The organism is Sphingobacterium sp. (assembly GCF_032065005.1).
GTDB lineage: Bacteria > Bacteroidota > Bacteroidia > Sphingobacteriales > Sphingobacteriaceae > Sphingobacterium.
This window is the reverse complement of record NZ_DAMBMM010000013.1, coordinates 78905-101129: the sequence shown is the minus strand read 5'-3', so window position 1 is coordinate 101129 and position 22225 is coordinate 78905. Positions and strand designations below refer to the sequence as shown.

The following is a 22225-nucleotide window of genomic DNA, read 5'->3' as shown; positions in this document are numbered from 1 at the left end:
TCTAATTCTTTCCATCATGGTTCAGGTCCAGTTCTTGGTCCATCCTCTCATCCTTTCCATCCTGGTTCAAACCATTCTCTCATCCTTTCAAGCTCCGTCTCCTTTGCTCAATATGTAAATAAATATCTTTGCTGTATAAAATAAATAGAAATCAGCCAGCTAATACGTAAATTAAAAGCAGGCTTCAATATTGCTGAACCGTTTTTTAAGATTTACCGTGACTTACGCTTGAATATCCCATCAATAATTCCATGAATTTATTGATATTCAATCGATGATTCTTAAAATTAACCTTAGACTTAAGTTTAAACATTTATTTTATGAGATTCTTTGCTTATTTTTACTGATGGTTTGCTAAATTATTTCACTTATCCCTATTGAAAAATATTATCTCTTATTTTTATAAATTAATTAATTCATAAAAAATATTCCTACTTTTACATATAGTTTCTTTCTGATTTTGCGTACAAATTGTATATTTATAAGGAAAGATAATAAGTTGTTAATATTGGTTTGCCCAAAAATCAATTTAGTGGATTTAAGTTAATACATATGCAGAGCATTAAATTAGGAATAGTTGACGATAGCGTCTTTTGTCGTACTTTGACAAAATTCCAGCTATTGAACATAAATTCAGTTCACTTTGATTTTGTAATCGAGGCCGAATCCATATTGGACTTTCAAGATAAGGCTTCCTCAGCAGAAATTCCTGAGGTAATCCTATTGGATATCATGATGCCTGATATTGATGGTATTTCAGGTATCCCGATGATCAGGGCACTTTATCCCAATGTACATATCCTGATGCTATCCGATGTCGACAATCCCGCAATAGTCCGTAAGAGCCTTCTTGCAGGTGCAAACGCCTTTGTGAAAAAAGGGACGAAGGCCGTAGATATGATGAATATCATCATCGATGTGATCAATGGCTCGTCCTATGTCAGTCCAGAACTTACCAAATCCCTATTCTTTGGCATTCAACAACCTCCTCAATCGAGAAGAAAATTATCAAAACGTGAATTGAACATTGTACATCGTTTGTTAGAAGGATTTAGCTTGGATAATATTGCAAAAACCTTCGAAATTACCGTTGATAAATTATGGCAATTGATTAACGTAATCCTTAAAAAGCTCAATATTGTGAGCTCTGTGCAGGTTCCTTCTGTATAGCAATCTTAAGTTCATCCTCTGCTAATAATAGTATAATAACAATATTACACTATCCTATTCCTTTTTTTTCTATTTTTCAGTTTTATAAAACGCGAAAACGATAAGTTTTTAACTAACCTGAAATGAAAAGAAAATCCATTATAATATTATTGATATCGGTACTGGTTGTTGGTGGGATGGTCTATTATAGGATCAATAAAAACAAAGAGAAAGCAGCTGCTCAACAAGGACCTAGGGGAGGCAATTCCTCCGTTAAGGTTTATGGTACAGTTGTTCAAGGTCAACCTTTTTCTGATTTCCTTTCTTTATCGGGTGCCATTGAAGCAGATGAACAGATAGAGCTCCATACCGAGATTTCCGGCATTGTGGAATCTATCAATTTCTCTGAAGGGGGACGGGTTTCCCAGGGTCAACCCCTATTGACGATCAATGATGCTGAATTGCAGGCGCAGTTGGCTCAGGCCCAGACCCGCAATAATCTGGCTGCTGAAAATGAAAGAAGGGCAAAACTTCTCTTGGAAAAGGAAGCGATCTCTCAGGAAGAGTATGACATTGCTAGTGCCGATTTCAGGACTGCACAGTCACAGATCCAATTGATCAAGGCACAGTTGAGCAAGACGGTGATCAGAGCTCCTTTTTCTGGGCGCATCGGTCTAAGGAATATTTCAAAAGGTAGTTATGTGACCCCGACTACCAATATAGCCCAATTGGTCAATACCAATAGATTGAAGGTCTCTTTTTCCATTCCAGAAAAATATGCCAATAAAGTAAGGGTCAATAATCAGATAAAATTTAGTGTCCAAGGTGTTGAAGGGGAATATACGGCCAAGATCTATGCTACGGAACCTGCCGTAGAAGCCAATACCAGGACGTTATTAGTTAAAGCAATCACATCTAACAGTTCAGATCATATCATCCCGGGGACATTTGCCAATATTATCTTTCCATTGGAAACTTTGGAAAATGGACTATTGGTACCTGCAGAAGCTTTGATACCTGTTCAAAACGGTAAGAAGCTATTTGTTATGAAGAATGGTCTGGCCAATGAGGTCATGGTTGAAACAGGAGCGAGAACGGATGAGGACGTTTTGATTACTTCAGGGATACAGACCGGCGATACGGTGCTGACTTCGGGGGTAATGTCCTTGCGCAATGGCTCTAAAGTTCAGGTGAACCTTCAATAATCGTTAAGAAATGAGTTTATCTACCATAAGTATTAAGCGACCGGTCCTGACCATAGTCATGAACCTGATCCTGATTCTCTTTGGAATCATTGGATACACGTTCTTGGGTGTGCGGGAATTCCCTTCCATTGATCCAGCGCAGATTTCTGTGCGGACAAACTATGCTGGGGCAAATGCAGACATCATTGAGTCGCAGATTACGGAACCACTGGAAAAATCCATTAACTCCATTGATGGTATCCGAAATATATCTTCTTCTTCCAATCAAGGATCCAGTAATATCACCATCGAGTTTAATCTGAGCAAAAACTTGGAAGAGGCTGCCAATGATGTGCGGGACAAGGTTTCACAGGCATTGCGGAGCTTGCCTCAAGATATAGATGCGCCGCCAGTCGTTTCCAAAGCTGATGCAGATTCAGAGCCTATCCTGACGATGACCATGCAAAGCGCTACGAAAAACGTATTGGAGCTTTCGGATTATGCTGAAAATGTAATCGCCCAAAGGCTACAGACCATACCAGGGGTGAGTTCGGTTCAGATTTGGGGACAAAAGAAATTTGCCATGCGTCTTTGGATCGACCCGGTGAAGCTGGCATCCTATGGACTGACGGTTCTGGATGTTAGGACGGCATTGACCACGCAGAACGTGGAACTACCTTCGGGGAAACTGACCGGGGCCAATACGGAATTGGCCATCAAGACCATCGGAAACCTTGCGACAGAGGAAGAATTCAGTAATATCATCATACGATCTGATAACAACCGAATTGTTCGCTTTTCGGATGTAGGTAAGGCTGCACTGGAAGCTGAAAACTTTGAGACGAAGATGTCAGACTCGGGTTTTCCCATGGTGAGTCTGGCAGTGATCCCTCAACCCGGTACGAACTATCTGGAAATTGCCGATCAGTTCTATACGGAATATGATCGCTTGCAGAATGAACTGCCGGAAGGCTTTGAGTTGAATATAGCCATAGATAATACCCAATTCGTTAAGAAAGCGGTATTGGAAGTCGTAGAAACCCTATTGATCGCTATCGTATTGGTGGTCTTGATTATCTATCTGTTCTTCCGGAACTGGTCCATTGCCTTTAGGCCATTAATCGATATACCAGTTTCATTGATTGCGACATTTTTCATTATGTACCTCTGTGGTTTCTCCATCAACGTGCTGACCTTGCTGGCCATTGTATTGGCTACCGGTCTGGTGGTGGATGATGGTATTGTGGTTACAGAAAATATCTTTAAGAAAGTGGAAGAGGGCATGTCGCCCATTCAAGCGGCCATCAAAGGTTCCAATGAGATCTTCTTTGCGGTAATATCCATTTCTATTACCTTGGCAGCAGTGTTTTTACCGGTAATCTTTTTGGAGGGATTCGTGGGAAGGCTGTTCCGGGAATTCGGTGTCGTCATCGGGGCGGCTGTATTGATTTCAGCCTTTGTTTCCCTGACCTTGACACCGATGTTGAATGCTTACCTCATGAAAGGTGGCGAACAGAAGAGATCGAAGTTTTATATGCGTACCGAACGTTATTTTGAAATGATGAACGCCGGCTATGCCGATTCGCTAAAAAGCTTCCTGAGCATGAAATGGCTTAGTTTTGCCACCATTTTGGCCTGTTTTGCATTGATCTACTTCTTCTATCAATTACTTCCTAAGGAAACTGCTCCTTATGATGATAGAAGTTACATCAGTCTGAGAGCAACAGCTCCGGAAGGGGTGTCCTATGATTATATGGATAGATTCATGACCGACCTAACCATGTTGATCAACGATTCAGTACCTGAGAAAAAGGTCAGTTTGGTGATCACATCCCCAGGATTTGGTTCTGCTTCCTCCAATTCAGGTTTCGTTCGCCTTGGATTGGTGCAACCTGGTGAAAGGGAAAGGACGCAACAAGAGATTGCGGATGACCTATCTAGGTTGACGAGAGGTTACTCAGAAGGACGTGTGTCGGTATCACAACAACCTACGATTTCTGTCAATAGAAGGGGAGGTCTGCCGATTCAATATATTATTCAGGCACCTAACTTTCAGAAATTGGAGGAAAAGATTCCAGAGTTTATGGATGAATTGGCAAAGGACAATACTTTTTCCATTACGGATGTTAATCTGAAGTTCAACAAACCTGAGGTGTATGTCAGCATCGATCGGGAAAAAGCCCAATCCTTAGGAGTATCGGTATTAGATGTTGCCCAGACCTTACAAATGTCGCTTTCAGGACAGCGCTTCGGTTATTTTATGATGAATGGAAAGCAGTATCAGGTCATGGGACAGTTTGATCGTAAAGATCGCTCTACGCCGATGGACCTGGCTTCTATTTTTGTCAAGAACAATCAGGGGCAGTTGATACAATTGGATAATATCGTGGAGATCGAAGAGAGAAGCAGTCCACCACAGTTGTTCCATAATAACCGCTATATGGCAGCCACCGTATCTGCGGGGCTTGCGCCAGGAAAGAGTATGGGCGATGGCATTGAAGCCATGGAAGCGATCAAGGAAAGGGTATTGGATGATACCTTTACCACCGATCTTGGCGGTGAGTCCAGAGACTTTGTAGAAAGCGGTTCGAATACGATGTTCGCTTTTGGATTGGCAGTATTGCTTATCTTTTTGATCCTAGCTGCCCAATTCGAGAGTTTCATTGACCCTATTATAATCATTATTACGGTTCCTATGGCAGTTGCCGGAGCCATGTTCTCGCTTTGGCTCTTTGGCCAATCCTGGAATATCTTTTCCCAGATCGGAACGATCATGTTGATTGGTTTGGTAACCAAGAACGGGATCCTGATTGTGGAATTTGCCAACCAGCTACGGGAAGAAGGCTATAATAAGTACGATGCCGTTGTTACTGCATCTGAAGCGAGGCTAAGACCTATTTTAATGACTTCACTAGCTATTGCTTTAGGGGCATTGCCAATTGCGCTTTCCCTAGGGGCAGCTTCAACCAGCCGTATCGGTATGGGGGTAGTGATCGTAGGCGGAACTATTTTCGCCTTGGTATTGACTTTATTTGTTATTCCTGCATTTTACCTGATGATGTCAAGGAAGAAGAACTTACATCCGGAATTGGAAGAAATTAAAATGCTGGAGGAAATTGAAGAATAAAATGAAGAAACTTGTCTTATTAGGCTGTCTGATACTCTTAGCAGGGGTGAATTTGAATGCGCAGGGACTATTGACCGCTAAGGATGCTGTTCAGATAGCACTTGAGAATAATTTTGAAATAAAACTATCGCAGAACGACCTGCGTGTTGCCCAGGAAAACATGACCTATGGCAATGCCGGGATGTTGCCTACGGTTACAGGTAATTTCTCGCAGAACAACTCTGTCATGAACTCTTCACAAGTTCAGGCGAATGGAGATCAACGTTCGTTGAGGAATGCCAAAAACAATAATATGAGCTATGGCGTTAGCATTGGATGGACCATCTTCGATGGTTTTGCAATGTTTTCCAGGTATGATCAGTTAAAGGAGCTTCAGAAACAAGGGGAGTTTGAACTTAAAAAAACGATCCTGGCAAAAGTATCCGATGTTATCTCTACCTATTATACCATTGTAGAGCAACAGAATCTGCTGAATGCCATTGATTCAAGTATCAATATCTCCACGGAACGTCTGCGTACAGCTGAAAATAGATTTATGATCGGAAAGGCTTCCCGTTTGGAAGTATTGAACGTGCAAGTGAACCTCAATGAGGATGAATCCAATAGACTAAGGCAAGCCAATGTGGTTAAGAACCTAAAGATTAACCTGAACAGCCTAATGGCGCGTGATCTGAATATCGAGTTTGATGTAGAAAGAGAAGTTGAATACGATGATTCATTGATTTATGATGAGTTATTGAGCAAGGCCAAAGAATACAATCCAGACCTACAGATCATCGCGATCAATAAAAGAATGGCTGAATTGGAAGTGAAGAGAATCAAGGGGAATCGATATCCCATTGTACGTTTGAATACAGGTTATAATTTTTCAGAATCTGAATCCAGTTTAGGTTTCGTGTCCAGTTCGAACTCCCGAGGGTTTAATTATGGTGTTACGGCTTCGATCAATATTTTCGATGGATTTAACCAACGTAGAAATGAAAGGGTTGCCAAGATCCAGTTGGAAAACTCCGGATTGATGATCGACCAGCAGAACCTATTGATCAAGACAGCCATGTCCACCGCATATGAATCTTATCAAACAAACCTGTCGTTAGCACGATTAGAGGAGAATAACGCCGATATCGCCAGACAGAACCTCAATATTACCTTAGAAAAATATAAGATAGGAACCATCTCTGCCGTAGAATTCCGTGATGCCCAGGAAAACTTTATCAATGCGGTATCCAGGTTCAATTCTTCTCGGTTACAGGCCAAGCTTTCAGAGCTTGCATTGAAGGAGATGATCGGAAATATCAATCTATAGTCTTTTGTCTCAATATTTTGACAGAAAGCAAACGGTTGTGCAAATTGGACAAACGTTTGCGTGGTCAAATTGTTTTTGTTTTATCAAAAATCATATTATCATTGTATTAGTGGTTTGATAATCAAGCCCCTCAACCAAATTATACCATTCGTTAATTTGTGATAAATCAAAATTTGACTGTTTAGTTTGTTTTAAAATAGGTGATTTATAGGGGGACTATGTCCCCCTTTATTTTGTAAATTAGTTTGATAATAAATTTATACTATGAATAACTCCCGTAGAGATTTTTTGAAGAAGGCTGGTTTGTTGTCCAGCGCAGCAATTACATTGCCCTCTTTGCAAAACGAGGTGTTTGCAAGCTCCAACTTTAATATGTCTGGATTTGCTGCTCCAAAAATAGATAAAGTAAAAGTAGCCGTAATTGGTTTGGGTATGCGTGGTCCTGGTGCCGTGGACCGTCTTTCATACATTGAAGGCGTAGAAATCGTAGCACTATGTGATAAGCATGCAGACCGTGTGACCAAGGCTCAAACTATCTTAACTAAAAAAGGATTGAAGGAAGCTAAAGCCTATTCAGGTGAGGATGGCTGGAAATCTATGTTGAAAAACGAAGAACTAGACCTTGTATATATCACAACTCCTTGGGAATACCACGCTCCAATGGCTATTGAAGCAATGAAATCTGGTGCTCACGCTGCAACAGAAGTTCCAATGGGATTGACGATCTCTGAAATCTGGGAAGTAGTAAAAACTTCTGAAGCGACCAAGAAGCATTGTATGATGTTGGAGAATTGTTGTTATGACTTCTTCGAAATGTTGACTTTGAACATGGTACGTCAAGGGTTATTCGGCGAATTGGTACATGCTGAAGGTGCTTATATCCACGACTTATTAGACTTGAACTTCGATAAGAAAGGTTATGAAAACATGTGGAGATTGCGTGAAAACATCAAATTGAACGGTAACTTGTACCCAACTCACGGTATTGGCCCAATCGCGCAATGTATGAACATAAACTGTGGCGATAAACTGAACCACCTCGTTGCAATGCAGTCAAACGACTTTATGATGGCTGACAGAGCTAGAGAATTAGCAGCCAAGGATGATTTCTTCCAAGAATTCGTTGGTAAGAAATACAGAGGGAATATGGATACGACCTTGATCAAAACGGAAAAAGGTAAAACATTAATGGTTCAACATGATGTTACTTCACCTCGTCCATATTCTCGTATCCACCTATTGAGCGGTACAAAAGGCTTTGCACAGAAGTACCCACAAGAAGGAATCGCTTTCGGACATAGCTTCGTAAAACCAGAAGAACTTAAAAAGCTATACGATCAGTACACTCCGGAATTAGTGAAATTCATTGGTGAACAAGCTAAGGAAGTTGGTGGCCACGGTGGTATGGACTTTATGATGGACTGGAGAATGATCGACTGTCTACGTAATGGTCTTCCTCTTGATCAAACGGTATATGATGGTGCTGTGTGGAGTGCAATCGTTCCATTAAGCGTTGAGTCTGTTTCTAAAAACAGCAGAACAGTGGACATCCCTGACTTCACTAGAGGTAACTGGAAAACAAATAAACCTCATGACATGACCTTGAACGGGGGGGGTAACACCAAGATCCGTCCAAAGGTTAATGCGAAGGATGTTCAATTAAATGTGAAATAGTTAAAAATCCTATATTTTCATTAAAGCTGCCTCAACAGGCAGCTTTTTTTGTTTCCTTTCTGATTCCATGGCGAATGTCCTTGGTTTTCATTTTTCAATTACTCTGTTATCTTTGTAAAAGGAGATCTTTCAATCCTATACTATGAACATTTTCAAATCTATTCCTATTTCCCTTTTATTGTTCACTGCTTGCCAATCTGGTGCTATGAATAAAGAACAGGTTGTCTTTTCAGATTCGGTTGCCGTTTGTCATACCTCATCGATTCCTTCCCGTTTTGCGAACTTAAAGAAAGACTCAGTAGGCAGTAACCTCGTGGGAGAGGATAAAGCAGAAATGGTCAGGATCGAAGGGGGGACCTTTGAAATGGGGAGCAATAGCTTTCAGGATGCACAACCTTTGCACCAAGTTACGGTCAATAGCTTTTATATGGACGTGCATGAGGTAACCAATGCGCAGTTTGAAGCCTTTGTGAAAGCCACTGGATATGTAACAGTAGCAGAGCGTCCATTAGATCCAAAAGATTTCCCAGGAGCTGACCCTGCTCTATTGGTGCCAGGCTCAGCAGTCTTCTCGGCTCCAAAACAGGTTCAAGGTTTGCAAGATCACCTGCAATGGTGGGAATATGTCCCCGACGCCAATTGGCGCCATCCTGAAGGACCTAAGAGCAGTATTAAAGGAAAGGAGAACCATCCTGTCACGCAACTTGCCTACGAAGATGCAGAAGCCTATGCTAAATGGGCTGGTAAGCGACTTCCCACTGAAGCGGAATGGGAATATGCAGCCAAGGCAGGCAAACATCAAGCAGAAACCTACTACTGGGGGGCAGAGAAGTTAGAGGATGGCAAATGGCTAGCGAATATTTACCAAGGTGAATTCCCTACCAAGAACTCTAAAGAAGATGGATTCGAAACTACGGCGCCAGTCAAGTCCTTTCCAGCGAATGCCTATGGCCTTTACGATATGGAAGGTAATGTCTGGGAGTGGTGTTCTGACTACTACAGACCAGATTACTACCAGCATAGTCCCCAAGATAACCCCAAAGGACCGGCAGACTCCTACGATCCCCAAGAACCTGGAACCATCAAACGCGTCCAACGTGGAGGCTCTTTTCTTTGCAATGACCAATATTGCGAGCGCTATAAAGCCGGCAGTCGAGGAAAAGGAGAGATCAATTCACCTACGAATAATGTAGGGTTTAGGTGTGTCAAGAGTAGTATTTAGTAGAAAGTATTTAGTATTTAGACTATATTTATGTCAAAAAAAGGTCTGAGAAATTTATCTCAGACCTTTTTTTATTTCTAAATACTAAATACTAAATACTAAATACTAAATACTTAGTACTTCGTACTCCTACTGCGCATTCAAGAACATTGATTTCTTGCTGTACAATTCTCTGAAATGTGGATCGTTAAGATCTTTGATAAAGCGGATGGCTTCACCAGTAGATTTCATCTCAGGGCCTAATTGCTTGTCTACCTCAGGGAATTTTGAGAAAGAGAATACAGGCTCTTTGATGGCGTATCCATTCAGTTTGCGCTCAATCGTGAAGTCTTTCAACTTGTTCTCGCCCAACATCACCTTTGTAGCGATATTGATGTAAGGCACATCATAAGCTTTCGCGATAAACGGAACGGTACGTGATGCACGAGGGTTTGCCTCGATTACAAATACATTCTCATCTTTAATGGCGAATTGGATGTTCAATAGACCGATTACATTCAATGCTTTCGCTAATTTGATCGTATATTCTTCCATTTTCTGCTGAACCTTTTCCGATAAGCTAAATGGAGGCAATACAGCTGATGAGTCACCAGAGTGGATACCTGCTGGCTCGATATGTTCCATCATACCGATGATGTGAACATCTTCACCGTCACAGATCGAATCTGATTCCGCTTCCTCAGCTCTATCCAAGAAGTGGTCAATTAGGATATGGTTACCTGGAAGGTTTTTCAATAGGTTCACTACTGCTTTCTCCAAGTCTTCATCGTTGATCACGATGCTCATTCCTTGTCCACCTAGTACATAGGAAGGACGAACCAATACTGGGTAACCAACTTCATTCGCAACCTTGATCGCTTCCTCTGCAGAAGTTGCCACACCATATTTTGGATAAGGGATATCTAAATCTTTCAATAGATCCGAGAAACTTCCACGGTCTTCAGCTAAGTCCATGTTTGCGAAGTTTGTTCCGATGATCTTCACGCCTTCAGCTTCTAGGCGCTCAGCCATTTTCAAGGCAGTTTGACCACCTAACTGTACGATTACACCAACTGGTTTCTCCAATTCGATGATTTCACGAACGTGTTCCCAGAATACAGGCTCGAAGTAAAGTTTGTCAGCCATGTTAAAGTCTGTAGAAACTGTCTCAGGGTTACAGTTAACCATGATCGCTTCATAACCACATTCTTTAGCGGCCAATAGACCGTGTACACAGGAGTAATCAAACTCGATACCTTGACCGATACGGTTAGGTCCTGAACCTAATACGATGATCTTTTTGCGGTCAGATGCTGTCGACTCGTTTTCGTCTTCGAAAGTAGAGTAGTAGTATGGAGTCTGTGCAGGGAATTCCGCAGCACATGTGTCTACCATTTTGTATACGCGACGGATACCCAACTCTTTACGGCGAGCATAAACCTCGTCTTCTGTTGTATTTCCTAATAACCAAGCAATTTGAATATCTGAATAACCTTTTTGTTTCAAGGTCATGAAGAAATCGCGAGGGATATTGTTCAATTGGTATCTGCGCAATTCACCTTCTAATTGAACAAGCTCTTGAATCTGCAATAAGAACCATTTGTCAATTAAGGTCGCTTTACGAACAGATTCCAAAGGAACGCCTAATTCGAAAGCATCTTTGATATGGAAAAGGCGATCAGCACTTGGATGCTCCAAGCTATGCATGATTTCCTCTAAGTTTCTAGATTGGCGACCATCAGCACCTAAACCTGCACGGCCAGTCTCAAGCGATTGAGCCGCTTTCTGAAGCGCCTCGATGAAAGTACGGCCGATTGCCATAACCTCACCTACAGCCTTCATCTGTAAGCCCAATTCCTTGTTGGCACCTTTGAACTTGTCAAAGTTAAAGCGTGGGACCTTAACGATTACATAGTCCAATGTAGGCTCGAAGTATGCAGAAGTATTTTTAGTGATCTGGTTTTGAAGTTCATCCAGGTTATAACCGATTGCCAATTTCGCAGCGATCTTAGCGATAGGGTAACCTGTAGCTTTAGAAGCCAATGCAGATGAACGGGATACACGTGGATTGATCTCGATAGCGATGATCTCTTCATTCTCAGGGTTTACGGAGAACTGAACGTTACAACCACCGGCGAAGTTACCGATAGAGCGCATCATCTTAATCGCTTGATTACGCATATCTTGGTAACATTTGTCCGAAAGGGTCATTCCTGGAGCCACTGTTATGGAGTCTCCCGTGTGGATACCCATAGGGTCGAAGTTCTCGATCGTACAGATGATGATTACGTTATCGTTTGTATCACGTAATAATTCCAATTCAAATTCTTTCCAACCCAATACTGCTTGCTCCACCAATACCTCATGGGTAGGGGATGCATGCAGACCTCTGTTCAAGGCAGCGTCAAATTCTTCTTTCTTGTGCACAAAACCACCTCCGGTTCCAGCCAATGTGTAAGAAGGGCGAATTACTAAGGGGAAACCGATCAACTGCGCTGCTTCTTTACCTTCCAAGAAGGAGTTCGCAATCTTAGAGTTCGCAACACCAACACCGATGTCGATCATCAATTGGCGGAATTCTTCACGGTTTTCAGTTTTCTCGATAGCAGCTACATCAACTCCTATCACTTTAACATTGTATTTGTCCCAAATACCACGATTGGATGCTTCAATACATAGGTTCAAAGCGGTCTGACCACCCATCGTTGGTAGTACAGCATCGATTTGGCGTTCTTGAAGGATCTGCTCGATACTTTCGCAAGTTAATGGAAGTAAATAAACGTGATCTGCTACAACACTATCGGTCATGATTGTAGCTGGGTTTGAATTAATGATGGATACAGAGATTCCTTCTTCTTTCAGAGACAATGCTGCTTGTGATCCTGAATAGTCAAACTCACAGGCTTGTCCGATAACAATAGGTCCAGATCCAATGATTAATACCGAATTGATGGAGGTGTTTCTAGGCATTATTTTTTATTTCAATTGTTAAATACAAATAATTAAGTGGACGTTTGCAGACAGAGATTGCCTTAATGGGAGGTGTTTTTCCGACTGCTTTGTCGGAGTGCAAAGTTACATTTTTATTTTAATAATGAACGAATTATTTCATCGAAAAAATTGAACCTTACTTGCTGCTTATTTAAGGAATTCATTATGTTTTCCTCCAATTAAACCCATTATGCTTTTCCTCACAAAAAGTATCGCCCATAAAAAAGGGAACTCAATGATCTGAATTCCCTTTTTCCATTAATAAATGACTATCTCATCGGCGAATAGATAACCCTTCATCGGGTTAGTCGCCTTGATCTGTATATATCGTGCCATGACCGGCTTTTCCAGCTTGATTTCAAACTTCTGAAATTTCAATGCTGGGTCTGTCGTGCTTACCTGATTTTTTACGGTTCCCAATTCTCTGTAACTTTTTCCATTGTCCGAAACCAATACCGTAAATTCACCCGGAAAATATACCCCCGGTGCTGGAATTTGCATAAAATTCAAGGCAACAGATTTTATCTCTTCTCTTCTCTCGAAATCAACGATCACATCTACACCTTTGGTAAATCCCTGCCATTGTCCATCCTGATAGGTCAATGTTCCTTTTATGCCGTTGGTCAAGGTCCTATTGCCCTGTGCAGGGTACCCTTCCCAAGCCATTTTATAGATCACTTCTTTTCCAATGGCCTTATGTATGTCCAGTTCTATGGTCTCCACCGGACTGACCCTAGCGGAATCCAAAAAGGATGCAGCCTTGATTACCGCCGATTTCGAAAGCTCGATCGGAAGATTGTACAAAGTAGAAGATTTGCTAGGTTCCGTTCCATCTATCGTATAGCGGATGTTTGGTTTAAACTGCTCCGAAGATAAACTGACGGTATTCCTGACATGAACAGAGTCAAATTCCACTTTGTTGATCACATTATAGGAAGGACGGTAATAGTTCACCTCCAATTTCTGTAATATCTTGTATTGCTGTTGCAGTCTCTTTTGGAAATCAGGCCAAGATTTACTTTCCTTATCGGTCCATACCACTTCCGATAGCGCTAATGCTCTCGGGAATGCCATGTATTCCACATGTTGGTAAGTAGGGATGTGTTCTGTCCATACATTCGCCTGCGCACCCAGAATATGCTTTTTCTTATCATCTTGGATTCCTTCGGGAATAGGGTTGTAGCTATAGACCTTTTCCAATGGTAAAAATCCACCCAAGGCTTCAGGCTGTGTCCTAGGATCGGTCTGGTAACCATCAAAATATAAATATGCCCCAGGCGTCATGATGACATCATGCCCAGCATTCGCTGATTTAATCCCGCCTTTTTCACCTCTCCAGCTCATCACGGTGGCTCCCGCTGTCAATCCTCCTTCTAATATCTCATCCCAGCCTATCAGCTTTCTGCCTTTTGATTGCAGGTACTCATCCATTTGCTTGATGGCATAGGACTGTAGTTCATCCTCCGACTTCAGGCTATCCCTCTTCATCAAGGCTTGACACTTCGGACAATTTTTCCAATGTGATTTATCAGCCTCATCGCCCCCAATATGGATATATGGGGAAGGGAAAATGGTCATCACCTCATCCAAAACGTTCTTCAGGAATTTATAGCTGTCCTCATTGCCTAAACAGAATTCACCTTGGGTATAAGGTTGACCTGTACAGGATAGTTCAGGATAAACGGCTAATACCTCTTCCGAATGCCCTGGCATTTCAATCTCTGGAATAATGGTAATGCCACGCTTAGCGGCATAGGCTACCAGTTCCCTTGCTTGATCTTGCGTATAATATCCTCCGCTGGCATTTGGGGTGCCTTCGTCCACATATTGTCGACCATTATTCCACCAGTCTTTCCATAGCGTATGCGTCCTCCAAGCGGCCTTCTTCGTCAATTCTGGATAATGCTTAATCTCCAATCTCCATCCAGCTCCATCAGTGAGGTGCCAATGGAAATAATTGAATTTATAAAGCGCCAATAGGTCAATGTATTTCTTTAGGAAATTAAAGGGCAAAAAATTCCGGGAAACATCCAAGTGCATCCCTCTATAGGGAAACCTTGGCTTATCCTCGATGCGAACAAATGGCAAAGACTTACTGTCGTTCAGATAGCTCAATTGCACCAGGCTATAGATTCCCGGGATCATCGCTTGAGCAGAATGCGCCTTGATGAGGATACCCTGTTCATCCACCTCAATGAGGTAGCCATTTGGGTCAACACGGTCAAATTCCTCCGCCTTAAACAGGCGAATTCCCGAATTATGCTGTTTTTTGATCTTTTTAACTAACTCTGAATTACCAATATGTATGCCTGGTATCTCATTGATCAGATCTGCAACTTGAGAAAATTCCTCGGTATAGTAGAGGTCTAGTTTGTGGTTGAGGCTGAAATCCCCTTCTTGGGAGACCACTTTGACAGGTCGTGGAATTATGGCAATTTCCTGTTCTTGGGCAGATAGCCATAAGGGCAACAAACAGGTCAAAAAGAGTAATTTACGCAGATGATGAACCATATTGGAGAATAGGGGTTTGATTTTTAGCAAATATCCTAAAAAAATAATATTTAGATAACAATAAAAGTAGAGACATGGTTTTTATGAGATTATCCTAACATTCGTTTAACATAAATACTGTAAATATCATTAACTTTGTTGCATGATTGAACTTCCTGTAATTCCTGTAAACCAGACTCAACGTAAACCAGATTGGTTGCGCGTAAAGCTACCTGTTGGAAAAGAATACCGACATGTAAGAAGTTTGGTTGATGAACATAAGCTGCATACCATTTGCGAAAGTGGAAATTGTCCTAACATGGGTGAATGTTGGGGAGCAGGTACTGCTACCTTTATGATCCTAGGAAATATCTGTACGCGATCGTGTTCATTCTGCGCCGTAGCTACCGGTAGACCGCTACCTGTAGATCACGATGAACCAAACCGTGTGGCAAATTCGGTCAAATTGATGCAGGTTAAGCATTGTGTTATTACTTCGGTAGACCGCGATGACCAGAAGGATGGAGGTTCACAGATCTGGGCTGAAACAATCTTGGCTATCCGTAGGGAAAGTCCTGAAACAACTTTGGAAACCTTGATCCCTGACTTTAAGGGGCAATGGGAAAACCTAGACCGCGTATTGGCCGTTCGTCCTGAAGTGGTATCCCATAATATTGAGACCGTTAGAAGATTGACCCGTGAAGTTCGTATCCAAGCTAAATATGACCGTTCATTGGAATGCTTGAGAAGAATCTCCGAAGCAGGTCTTCGTACGAAATCAGGTATTATGTTAGGTTTAGGTGAGACCGAAGAGGATGTTATCGAAACTATGCAAGATCTGTACAATGTAGGGGTAGATATCCTAACCATCGGACAATACCTTCAACCTACAAAAGCACACCATCCTGTTATTGATTGGGTAACCCCTGAACAATTTGAAAAATATAAAGAAATCGGATTGAAAATGGGATTCAAATACGTAGAATCCGGACCACTGGTAAGATCATCCTACCATGCTGAAAAACATCTCTTCGATATGCAATAAAGATTAAATCCTTAGAATTCTAAGGATTTTTTTTTGGAATACACTATTTTTAACCTTTATCAATAGTGTTTGATATGTTTTTCAAAAGAATATTTCTTCCCTTATTCCTACTGGAGCTGTTATTGCTTTTGTTAACCAGTTTAGCCTATTTCCTGCTGGTCCGCTATTGGAATATTAATCTTCCAGAATGGGTATTATGGATGTTTCCTATTGCCTTGAGCCTCCTTTTTGTCTATATCTTTCTCCATCGTATCCTTCACATAATTTTTCCCGACTTATCAAATAATGCCTTAAAACTACTGCCGATTGTGCTATTATTCGTGCTGGTTCCCATCCTTACGGCAGTCTTATTTCCGGCATTGGCCAAGAGTATCCGTTACAATTTCGCTACGGTGAAGCAGCTCAAGAGCATCAATAACCTGAAAGCCGGTGAAAGCCCTGTCTTTTTGGAAGTAGAGGATTGGTATGTAGATCGCATGCGTGTCATTCCCATCCGCAGCATCAGTACCCCTTCCTTCTTGAGTATGGGGAAACATCAGGTCAATATCCTGTTTATTGCACCCATTTTCTCCAAAACAGATGCCTACCGAACTCATGCCAAGGCATGGTTGGGTTTTGCCTACAGCAAGGTATTTAGTCGAAAGGAACTGAATGAGCACCTAGATGATAAGTTTGCTAAAGGGTCAATAGCCCATTTCAAGAAAATGAATGTGCGTGGTTTTGACTATTTTGAAGCATTTCCTAGGGGCGAGCAATATGAAGTATTTAAGGAGATGGCCCAAGTCCACGATTATTTTAAAAGCGGTTTCATCAATATTTACAGAGGGCAAGATGTGGACCGAGATATCCTATCGATCTACCATTTCAAGTATTTTCTGTTCCTGTTTGCAATCGTAGGAATCCCGGGACTATTGATAATCGCAGGATTGATCGCTTATTTTAAACCTAAGGAATTTGAAGGACTGGAATAAGTTTATTTATTGGACCTTAGATATTCGGTCTGCCCCGCGATAACCGTTCTCAGGGTTTTAACATCCCTCAATTTCTCATTGGGAGCGGTCATGATATCATCTTCCAAGATCACAAAATCCGCATCTTTACCTTTTTCTATACTTCCGCGTTTCTTTTCCTGGAAGCAAGAATATGCCGCCCAAATGGTCATGCCTCGCAAGGCCTGTTCTCTTGTAATGGCATTTTCCATCTGGAAACCACCCTCAGGAAACCCTACCTTGTCCACACGTGCTACAGCAGCGTGGAAACCATATAGGGGATTGTAATGTTCCACGGGGAAATCACTGCCCAATGCCAATAATCCATATTCCTCCAAGAGCTTCTTATAAGCATATGCGCCTTTGATACGATCCGGTCCGATGCGATCTTCTGCCCAGTACATATCCGAGGTAGCATGGGTAGGTTGAACCGATGGAATGATCTGGAATTCCTTGAATTTATCAAAATCATTAGGAGCAATGATCTGGGCATGCTCTATCCTCCAACGGCGTTTTTTGCCATCTTTTAGGTATTTGCCATAAGTGTCCAAGATAATCCTATTGGCAGAATCACCTATTGCATGGGTATTTACCTGAAAATTGCTGTTGGCCAACCTTTTGATGACCTTGTCAAATTCTTCAGGGCTTTGCAATAGGAACCCATTGGTTGGCGCATCATGGTAGGGATGTAATAAACATGCACCACGAGAACCCAGGGCTCCATCTGCCATTAACTTAAAGGAGCGTACCGTTAATCGGTCCGACTCGAATGTTCCGGACCTCAAATAGTCCTTTACACTTTGTTCATTCGCCAGCACCATGGCATAATCCCGGATGGCCAATGAATCCTCATTATAGAATATCTTCAGGGATTCAATCTGTTCTTTGGTTAATCCAGCATCGACGATACTGGTCAGACCTACCGAAAGCAGTGAATCTTGAGCTCTTCTCAAAATCTTCAGCAAGGCTGAATTTTGTTGTTTAGGAATGTGGCTCTGAACCAACTGCATGGCATTGTCGATCAGGATGCCGTCCGGCAATCCTTCTTCGTTGACCGATATTACGCCACCCTCAACAAAATATGCGCTGTCTAGAGATGCTTTCTGCAGGGCACTGGAATTTGCAAGTGCAGCATGATAATCCACCCTTGTCAAATAGATTGGAATATTCGGGAAATATTTGTCCAAGGAATCCTTGGTCGGGAAGTCTTTCACTTCCCATAGGTTCTGGTCCCAGCCATTACCAATGATCCATTTTTTGTCTGGATTGGCGGCAGCATAGGCTTTTAACCTTTCTAATACCTCATCAAATGATTTTGAACCTACCAAGTTCACCTCATCCATACCCTCTGCTAACATAAAGAAGTGCGCATGGGCATCATAAAACCCAGGATAGATGAACTTTCCTTCCACATCCAGTTTCTCCTTTGCATCATACTTGTTGAGTAGATCTTGTGAATCCCCCAGCTCGACGATGACGCCATTGTTTACGGCAAAGGCCTCCACTGTAGAAAAAAGAGAGTCTACCGTGTACACTTTCGCATTATAAACAATCAAATCAATCTGTTTATTGGTGGTACAGCTTATGAACAAGCTTATCAGAAATAGAAATATAAGGTTGGTTTTAAGATTCATCGTTTCGTTTAGATGATTTAAGACAAATGTACTAAGAAAAAGCTGAAATTGCCCTGAATAAGAAAAAGCTTCTTTTAAGGTTAAAAGAAGCTTTTTCGATATTCAAAAATCAAAATACAATGAATGTTAGCAGTACTCGTCGAAAGCTGCAACTAAGTTGTCAGCAATCATTTGAGCAGGTCTGCCTTCAATCATATGTCTTTCTATCATATGCACCAACTTACCATCTTTGAACAATGCCATTGCTGGAGAAGATGGAGGGTAAGGTAACATATACTGACGTGCTTTGTCTACTGCTTCTTTTTCCATTCCGGCAAATACAGTAACCAATTTGTCAGGGTGTTTCTCGTTTTTAACAGCAGCTTTTGCAGCTGGGCGCGCATTGGCAGCAGCACAACCACAAACCGAGTTTACAACTACGAATACAGTTCCTTCAGAAGGAATTGCAGAGTCAACCTCAGATGCTGACTTTAATTCTTGAAATCCAGCATCAACTAATTCTTGACGCATTGGAGCTACTAAATATTCTGGATACATATTCTTATTCTTAATGATTTATGCAAATATAGTCTTAAATGATACCATAGTCAAGCCGTTATCCTCAAGAAAATGTCAATTTTACAGTGAATAATGCAGCAATGTTTTGAATTGATTTGACTATCAAGTAATTTTGTGGTTCTAAAATCAAAAAGGAAAACTATGTCATCATTAGAAACTACCTACGTACCTTACAAAGTAAAAGACATCTCTTTAGCAGAGTGGGGCCGTAAAGAAATAGAATTAGCAGAAGCGGAAATGCCAGGCTTAATGTCCTTACGTAAGGAATTTGGTGCAACCAAACCTTTAAAAGGCGCAAGAATCGCTGGCTGTTTGCACATGACTATTCAAACTGCTGTATTGATTGAAACATTAGTGGAACTAGGTGCGGATGTATCTTGGTCTTCTTGTAATATCTTCTCTACTCAAGATCATGCTGCTGCTGCAATCGCTGCTGCTGGTATCCCAGTTTATGCTTGGAAAGGCATGAATGAAGAGGAATTTAACTGGTGTATAGAACAAACCTTGTTTTTTGGAGAAGATCGTCAACCCTTGAATATGATCTTGGATGATGGTGGAGACTTGACCAATATGGTATTCGACCAATTCCCTGAATTGATCGATGGCATCAAAGGTCTTTCTGAAGAAACCACGACAGGTGTTCACCGTCTTTACGAACGTATGAAAAACGGTACATTACATCTACCAGCGATCAATGTTAATGACTCCGTGACCAAATCTAAATTTGATAACAAGTACGGATGTCGTGAATCATTGGTTGATGCCATTCGCCGTGCAACCGATTTGATGTTGGCAGGTAAAGTTGCGGTAGTTGCTGGTTATGGTGATGTGGGTAAAGGTTCTGCTGAATCATTGCGTTCCGCAGGTGTGCGTGTATTGGTAACTGAAATTGACCCAATCTGTGCTTTACAGGCGGCAATGGAAGGTTATGAGGTTAAGAAAATGGAAGATGCCATCAAAGAAGCCAATATCGTGGTAACTACCACTGGTAACAAAGACATCATCCGCCCTGAACATTTCAAGGCCATGAAAGATAAGACTGTAGTTTGTAATATCGGTCACTTTGACAATGAAATCGATGTGGCTTGGTTAAACCAAAACTACGGTAGCTCTAAAGTAGAAATCAAACCTCAGGTTGATAAATATACAATCGATGGCAAAGACATCATCCTTTTAGCTGAAGGCCGTTTGGTAAACTTAGGTTGTGCTACAGGTCACCCATCTTTCGTGATGTCAAACTCGTTTACCAACCAAACATTGGCTCAATTGGAACTATGGACCAATACTGACGAATACAAAAAAGAAGTATACACCCTACCTAAACACCTTGATGAAAAAGTTGCTCGTCTGCACCTTGCCCATATCGGTGTTGAATTGGATGAATTGACTCCTGAACAAGCTGAATATATCGGTGTAACTGTTGAAGGCCCTTATAAGCCAGAAGCATACCGTTATTAATATGAGTATTTAGTAATTAGTATTTAGTATTTAGACTTTGCTGATTGCTTAACCCATAAAACAAGAGAGCCGAGGAATATTCCTCGGCTCTCCTGTTTTATGCTTTTAAATGTTTTTTTACGGCATTCAATCCGTTCTGTAGTCTGGCTTCATCTAGACCGGAAATGATTTCGTATTGCGCTTTGAGGGCATTTAGTTCTTCTTTCCAAACTTGCATAAAGTGCGTTCTTTCGGTAGGGAAATCCCGTAAGGGATCATCTTCCCAAGGTAGGTCAATATCCATCAGGAGATAGAGGTCATATTTCCTTGATCTGATTTCATCGGTTACTTCTGCGGGCGTATGACCAAAAAGATGATCAGACCAAATCTTAACCGTCAATATCGTCGTATCACAAACCAAGAGTCCATGGCTAGCCGATGCGGTCAATGCTTCTTCCAGTGCAACCTGCCCGTAAAACATGTTGGTCTCATCCTGCAAGGTATATTGATTGTTCAGGTTTTTGCAATAATATCGAGCATATTCGGGGACACAGACCGTACCTAACTCTTTGGCAAGGTAATTTGCCATGGTGGATTTGCCTGTTGATTCCGGCCCGACTACTGCAATCTTCATGGGATGCACTCTTTCAATTTCCATAGAAAGGCAATATTACTGAAAATTTTGATAGGTTTTCTTCCAATCCCGGTAGCCATTCCAGGCAATAATGGCAAATGCCAAATAGAGGACCGCTGTCAAGAGCAGGTCCTTGTGGAAATATAAAGGGATATAGCAGATGTCCACAAACACCCACAAAAGCCAATTTTGGAGCACCTTCCTCGTCATCAGAAACTGCGCGACAAAACTGGTTGCTGTACAGAAACCATCTGCATAAGGCACATCGGTGTCGGTAAAGCGGTCTAAGAGAAAACCCAAAATACCCGAAAGAACCGCAATCACGGCAATGGTCAACAGCATCTGTTTGCTGTTGAAGGAACTGATCGGACGCTCTTCAGAATGGGCCCTTTTATTCCAATAGTACCAACCGTAAATCGCTGTTCCTAAAAAATAGATCTGCAGAATGGAGTCACCATACAGTTTGTTATGATAGAAGATAAATAAATAGGTCAGGACGGAAACAATACTGATAGGCCAATTCCAGATATTTTGCTTGGCGGCAAGATAGACACAAAGAAAACCGGTAATCGTTGCCAACCATTCCAGGGCTGAGGTCAGCAGAAACTGCTCATATAATTGCTGTAGGAAGTCCTGCATGCTCTTTTTCTAGATATTTTCAATAAAAGTGCCCATTCTATTCCATTATTAAAAATAATGGTCAGAAAAATTTCCTATTTCAGGACAGGACACGATCCAATAGCAGGGGTCTTATTCGAGGCATGTTCGAGAATCATTCGAGAATCATTCGGAAAGTATTATGGCCA

Annotated in this window: 15 protein-coding genes; 9 read left to right on the top strand and 6 right to left on the bottom strand. The window is 41.7% G+C overall.

Translation table 11 applies throughout. The features are described 5' to 3' along the window. Nucleotides 1–552 precede the first annotated feature (552 nt). The 6 genes from RT138_RS17185 to RT138_RS17160 all read left to right on the top strand — a co-directional run bounded on the left by RT138_RS17185 (nucleotide 553) and on the right by RT138_RS17160 (nucleotide 9662). Entirely contained in the window at nucleotides 553–1170 is a 618-nt protein-coding gene (locus tag RT138_RS17185; RefSeq protein ID WP_313191640.1) for a response regulator transcription factor, read from the top strand. A gap of 122 nt (nucleotides 1171–1292) precedes the next feature. After that, a complete protein-coding gene (locus RT138_RS17180) occupies nucleotides 1293–2354 on the top strand; it encodes an efflux RND transporter periplasmic adaptor subunit (protein WP_313191639.1) in 1062 nt (353 codons plus the stop codon). A 10-nt stretch (nucleotides 2355–2364) separates the two neighbouring features. Next, complete coding sequence (locus tag RT138_RS17175) at nucleotides 2365–5460, top strand: efflux RND transporter permease subunit (RefSeq protein ID WP_313191638.1); 3096 nt, start codon at nucleotides 2365–2367, stop codon at nucleotides 5458–5460. Nucleotide 5461: 1 nt separating this feature from the next. Next, the gene (locus RT138_RS17170) at nucleotides 5462–6766 is read left to right on the top strand and encodes a TolC family protein (RefSeq protein ID WP_313191637.1); all 1305 of its coding nucleotides are present in this window, start codon (nucleotides 5462–5464) and stop codon (nucleotides 6764–6766) included. A 264-nt stretch (nucleotides 6767–7030) separates the two neighbouring features. Continuing rightward, nucleotides 7031–8440 (top strand): Gfo/Idh/MocA family protein, encoded by a 1410-nt coding sequence (locus RT138_RS17165; RefSeq protein WP_185213277.1) that lies wholly within the window; start codon nucleotides 7031–7033, stop codon nucleotides 8438–8440. 205 nt (nucleotides 8441–8645) lie between these two features. Beyond that, nucleotides 8646–9662: a formylglycine-generating enzyme family protein gene (locus RT138_RS17160; protein WP_313191636.1), complete on the top strand. Its 1017-nt coding sequence runs from the start codon at nucleotides 8646–8648 to the stop codon at nucleotides 9660–9662. A gap of 129 nt (nucleotides 9663–9791) precedes the next feature. On the opposite strand, the gene carB is transcribed toward RT138_RS17160, so the two are convergent. Continuing rightward, complete coding sequence (gene carB, locus RT138_RS17155; protein ID WP_313191635.1) at nucleotides 9792–12611, bottom strand: carbamoyl-phosphate synthase large subunit; 2820 nt, start codon at nucleotides 12609–12611, stop codon at nucleotides 9792–9794. Between the two features lie 279 nt (nucleotides 12612–12890). Further along, on the bottom strand, nucleotides 12891–15143 hold the full coding sequence (locus RT138_RS17150; RefSeq protein WP_313191634.1) for a family 20 glycosylhydrolase: 2253 nt from the start codon (nucleotides 15141–15143) through the stop codon (nucleotides 12891–12893). Nucleotides 15144–15285: 142 nt separating this feature from the next. Here RT138_RS17150 and lipA point away from each other — a divergent pair, with 142 nt between their 5' ends. Further along, nucleotides 15286–16167, top strand: a complete 882-nt coding sequence (lipA, locus tag RT138_RS17145) for a lipoyl synthase (RefSeq protein ID WP_185213281.1) — start codon at nucleotides 15286–15288, stop codon at nucleotides 16165–16167. Nucleotides 16168–16241: 74 nt separating this feature from the next. Next, on the top strand, nucleotides 16242–17138 hold the full coding sequence (locus RT138_RS17140; RefSeq protein ID WP_313191633.1) for a hypothetical protein: 897 nt from the start codon (nucleotides 16242–16244) through the stop codon (nucleotides 17136–17138). 2 nt (nucleotides 17139–17140) lie between these two features. Here RT138_RS17140 and RT138_RS17135 read toward each other — a convergent pair whose 3' ends face one another. Then, nucleotides 17141–18790, bottom strand: a complete 1650-nt coding sequence (locus RT138_RS17135) for an amidohydrolase (RefSeq protein WP_313191632.1) — start codon at nucleotides 18788–18790, stop codon at nucleotides 17141–17143. Nucleotides 18791–18916: 126 nt separating this feature from the next. After that, nucleotides 18917–19327: a BrxA/BrxB family bacilliredoxin gene (locus RT138_RS17130; protein ID WP_185213285.1), complete on the bottom strand. Its 411-nt coding sequence runs from the start codon at nucleotides 19325–19327 to the stop codon at nucleotides 18917–18919. Nucleotides 19328–19489: 162 nt separating this feature from the next. On the opposite strand from RT138_RS17130, the gene ahcY reads away from it, so the two are divergent. After that, a complete protein-coding gene (gene ahcY, locus RT138_RS17125) occupies nucleotides 19490–20806 on the top strand; it encodes an adenosylhomocysteinase (protein ID WP_313191631.1) in 1317 nt (438 codons plus the stop codon). A 97-nt stretch (nucleotides 20807–20903) separates the two neighbouring features. Here ahcY and RT138_RS17120 read toward each other — a convergent pair whose 3' ends face one another. Then, nucleotides 20904–21443 carry an ATP-binding protein gene (locus RT138_RS17120; RefSeq protein WP_313191630.1) on the bottom strand — a complete coding sequence of 180 codons (540 nt, stop codon included), beginning with the start codon at nucleotides 21441–21443 and terminating at the stop codon, nucleotides 20904–20906. A gap of 12 nt (nucleotides 21444–21455) precedes the next feature. Beyond that, complete coding sequence (gene pnuC, locus RT138_RS17115; RefSeq protein WP_313191629.1) at nucleotides 21456–22058, bottom strand: nicotinamide riboside transporter PnuC; 603 nt, start codon at nucleotides 22056–22058, stop codon at nucleotides 21456–21458. Nucleotides 22059–22225: the final 167 nt, after the last annotated feature.

Bases quoted from the DNA above. Each gene is read 5' to 3' on its own strand.
- RT138_RS17185 (WP_313191640.1), top strand. From the start codon at position 553: ATGCAGAGCATTAAATTAGGAATAGTTGACGATAGCGTCTTTTGTCGT.
- RT138_RS17180 (WP_313191639.1), top strand. From the start codon at position 1,293: ATGAAAAGAAAATCCATTATAATATTATTGATATCGGTACTGGTTGTT.
- RT138_RS17175 (WP_313191638.1), top strand. From the start codon at position 2,365: ATGAGTTTATCTACCATAAGTATTAAGCGACCGGTCCTGACCATAGTC.
- RT138_RS17170 (WP_313191637.1), top strand. From the start codon at position 5,462: ATGAAGAAACTTGTCTTATTAGGCTGTCTGATACTCTTAGCAGGGGTG.
- RT138_RS17165 (WP_185213277.1), top strand. From the start codon at position 7,031: ATGAATAACTCCCGTAGAGATTTTTTGAAGAAGGCTGGTTTGTTGTCC.
- RT138_RS17160 (WP_313191636.1), top strand. From the start codon at position 8,646: ATGAATAAAGAACAGGTTGTCTTTTCAGATTCGGTTGCCGTTTGTCAT.
- carB (WP_313191635.1), bottom strand. From the start codon at position 12,611: ATGCCTAGAAACACCTCCATCAATTCGGTATTAATCATTGGATCTGGA.
- RT138_RS17150 (WP_313191634.1), bottom strand. From the start codon at position 15,143: ATGGTTCATCATCTGCGTAAATTACTCTTTTTGACCTGTTTGTTGCCC.
- lipA (WP_185213281.1), top strand. From the start codon at position 15,286: ATGATTGAACTTCCTGTAATTCCTGTAAACCAGACTCAACGTAAACCA.
- RT138_RS17140 (WP_313191633.1), top strand. From the start codon at position 16,242: ATGTTTTTCAAAAGAATATTTCTTCCCTTATTCCTACTGGAGCTGTTA.
- RT138_RS17135 (WP_313191632.1), bottom strand. From the start codon at position 18,790: ATGAATCTTAAAACCAACCTTATATTTCTATTTCTGATAAGCTTGTTC.
- RT138_RS17130 (WP_185213285.1), bottom strand. From the start codon at position 19,327: ATGTATCCAGAATATTTAGTAGCTCCAATGCGTCAAGAATTAGTTGAT.
- ahcY (WP_313191631.1), top strand. From the start codon at position 19,490: ATGTCATCATTAGAAACTACCTACGTACCTTACAAAGTAAAAGACATC.
- RT138_RS17120 (WP_313191630.1), bottom strand. From the start codon at position 21,443: ATGGAAATTGAAAGAGTGCATCCCATGAAGATTGCAGTAGTCGGGCCG.
- pnuC (WP_313191629.1), bottom strand. From the start codon at position 22,058: ATGCAGGACTTCCTACAGCAATTATATGAGCAGTTTCTGCTGACCTCA.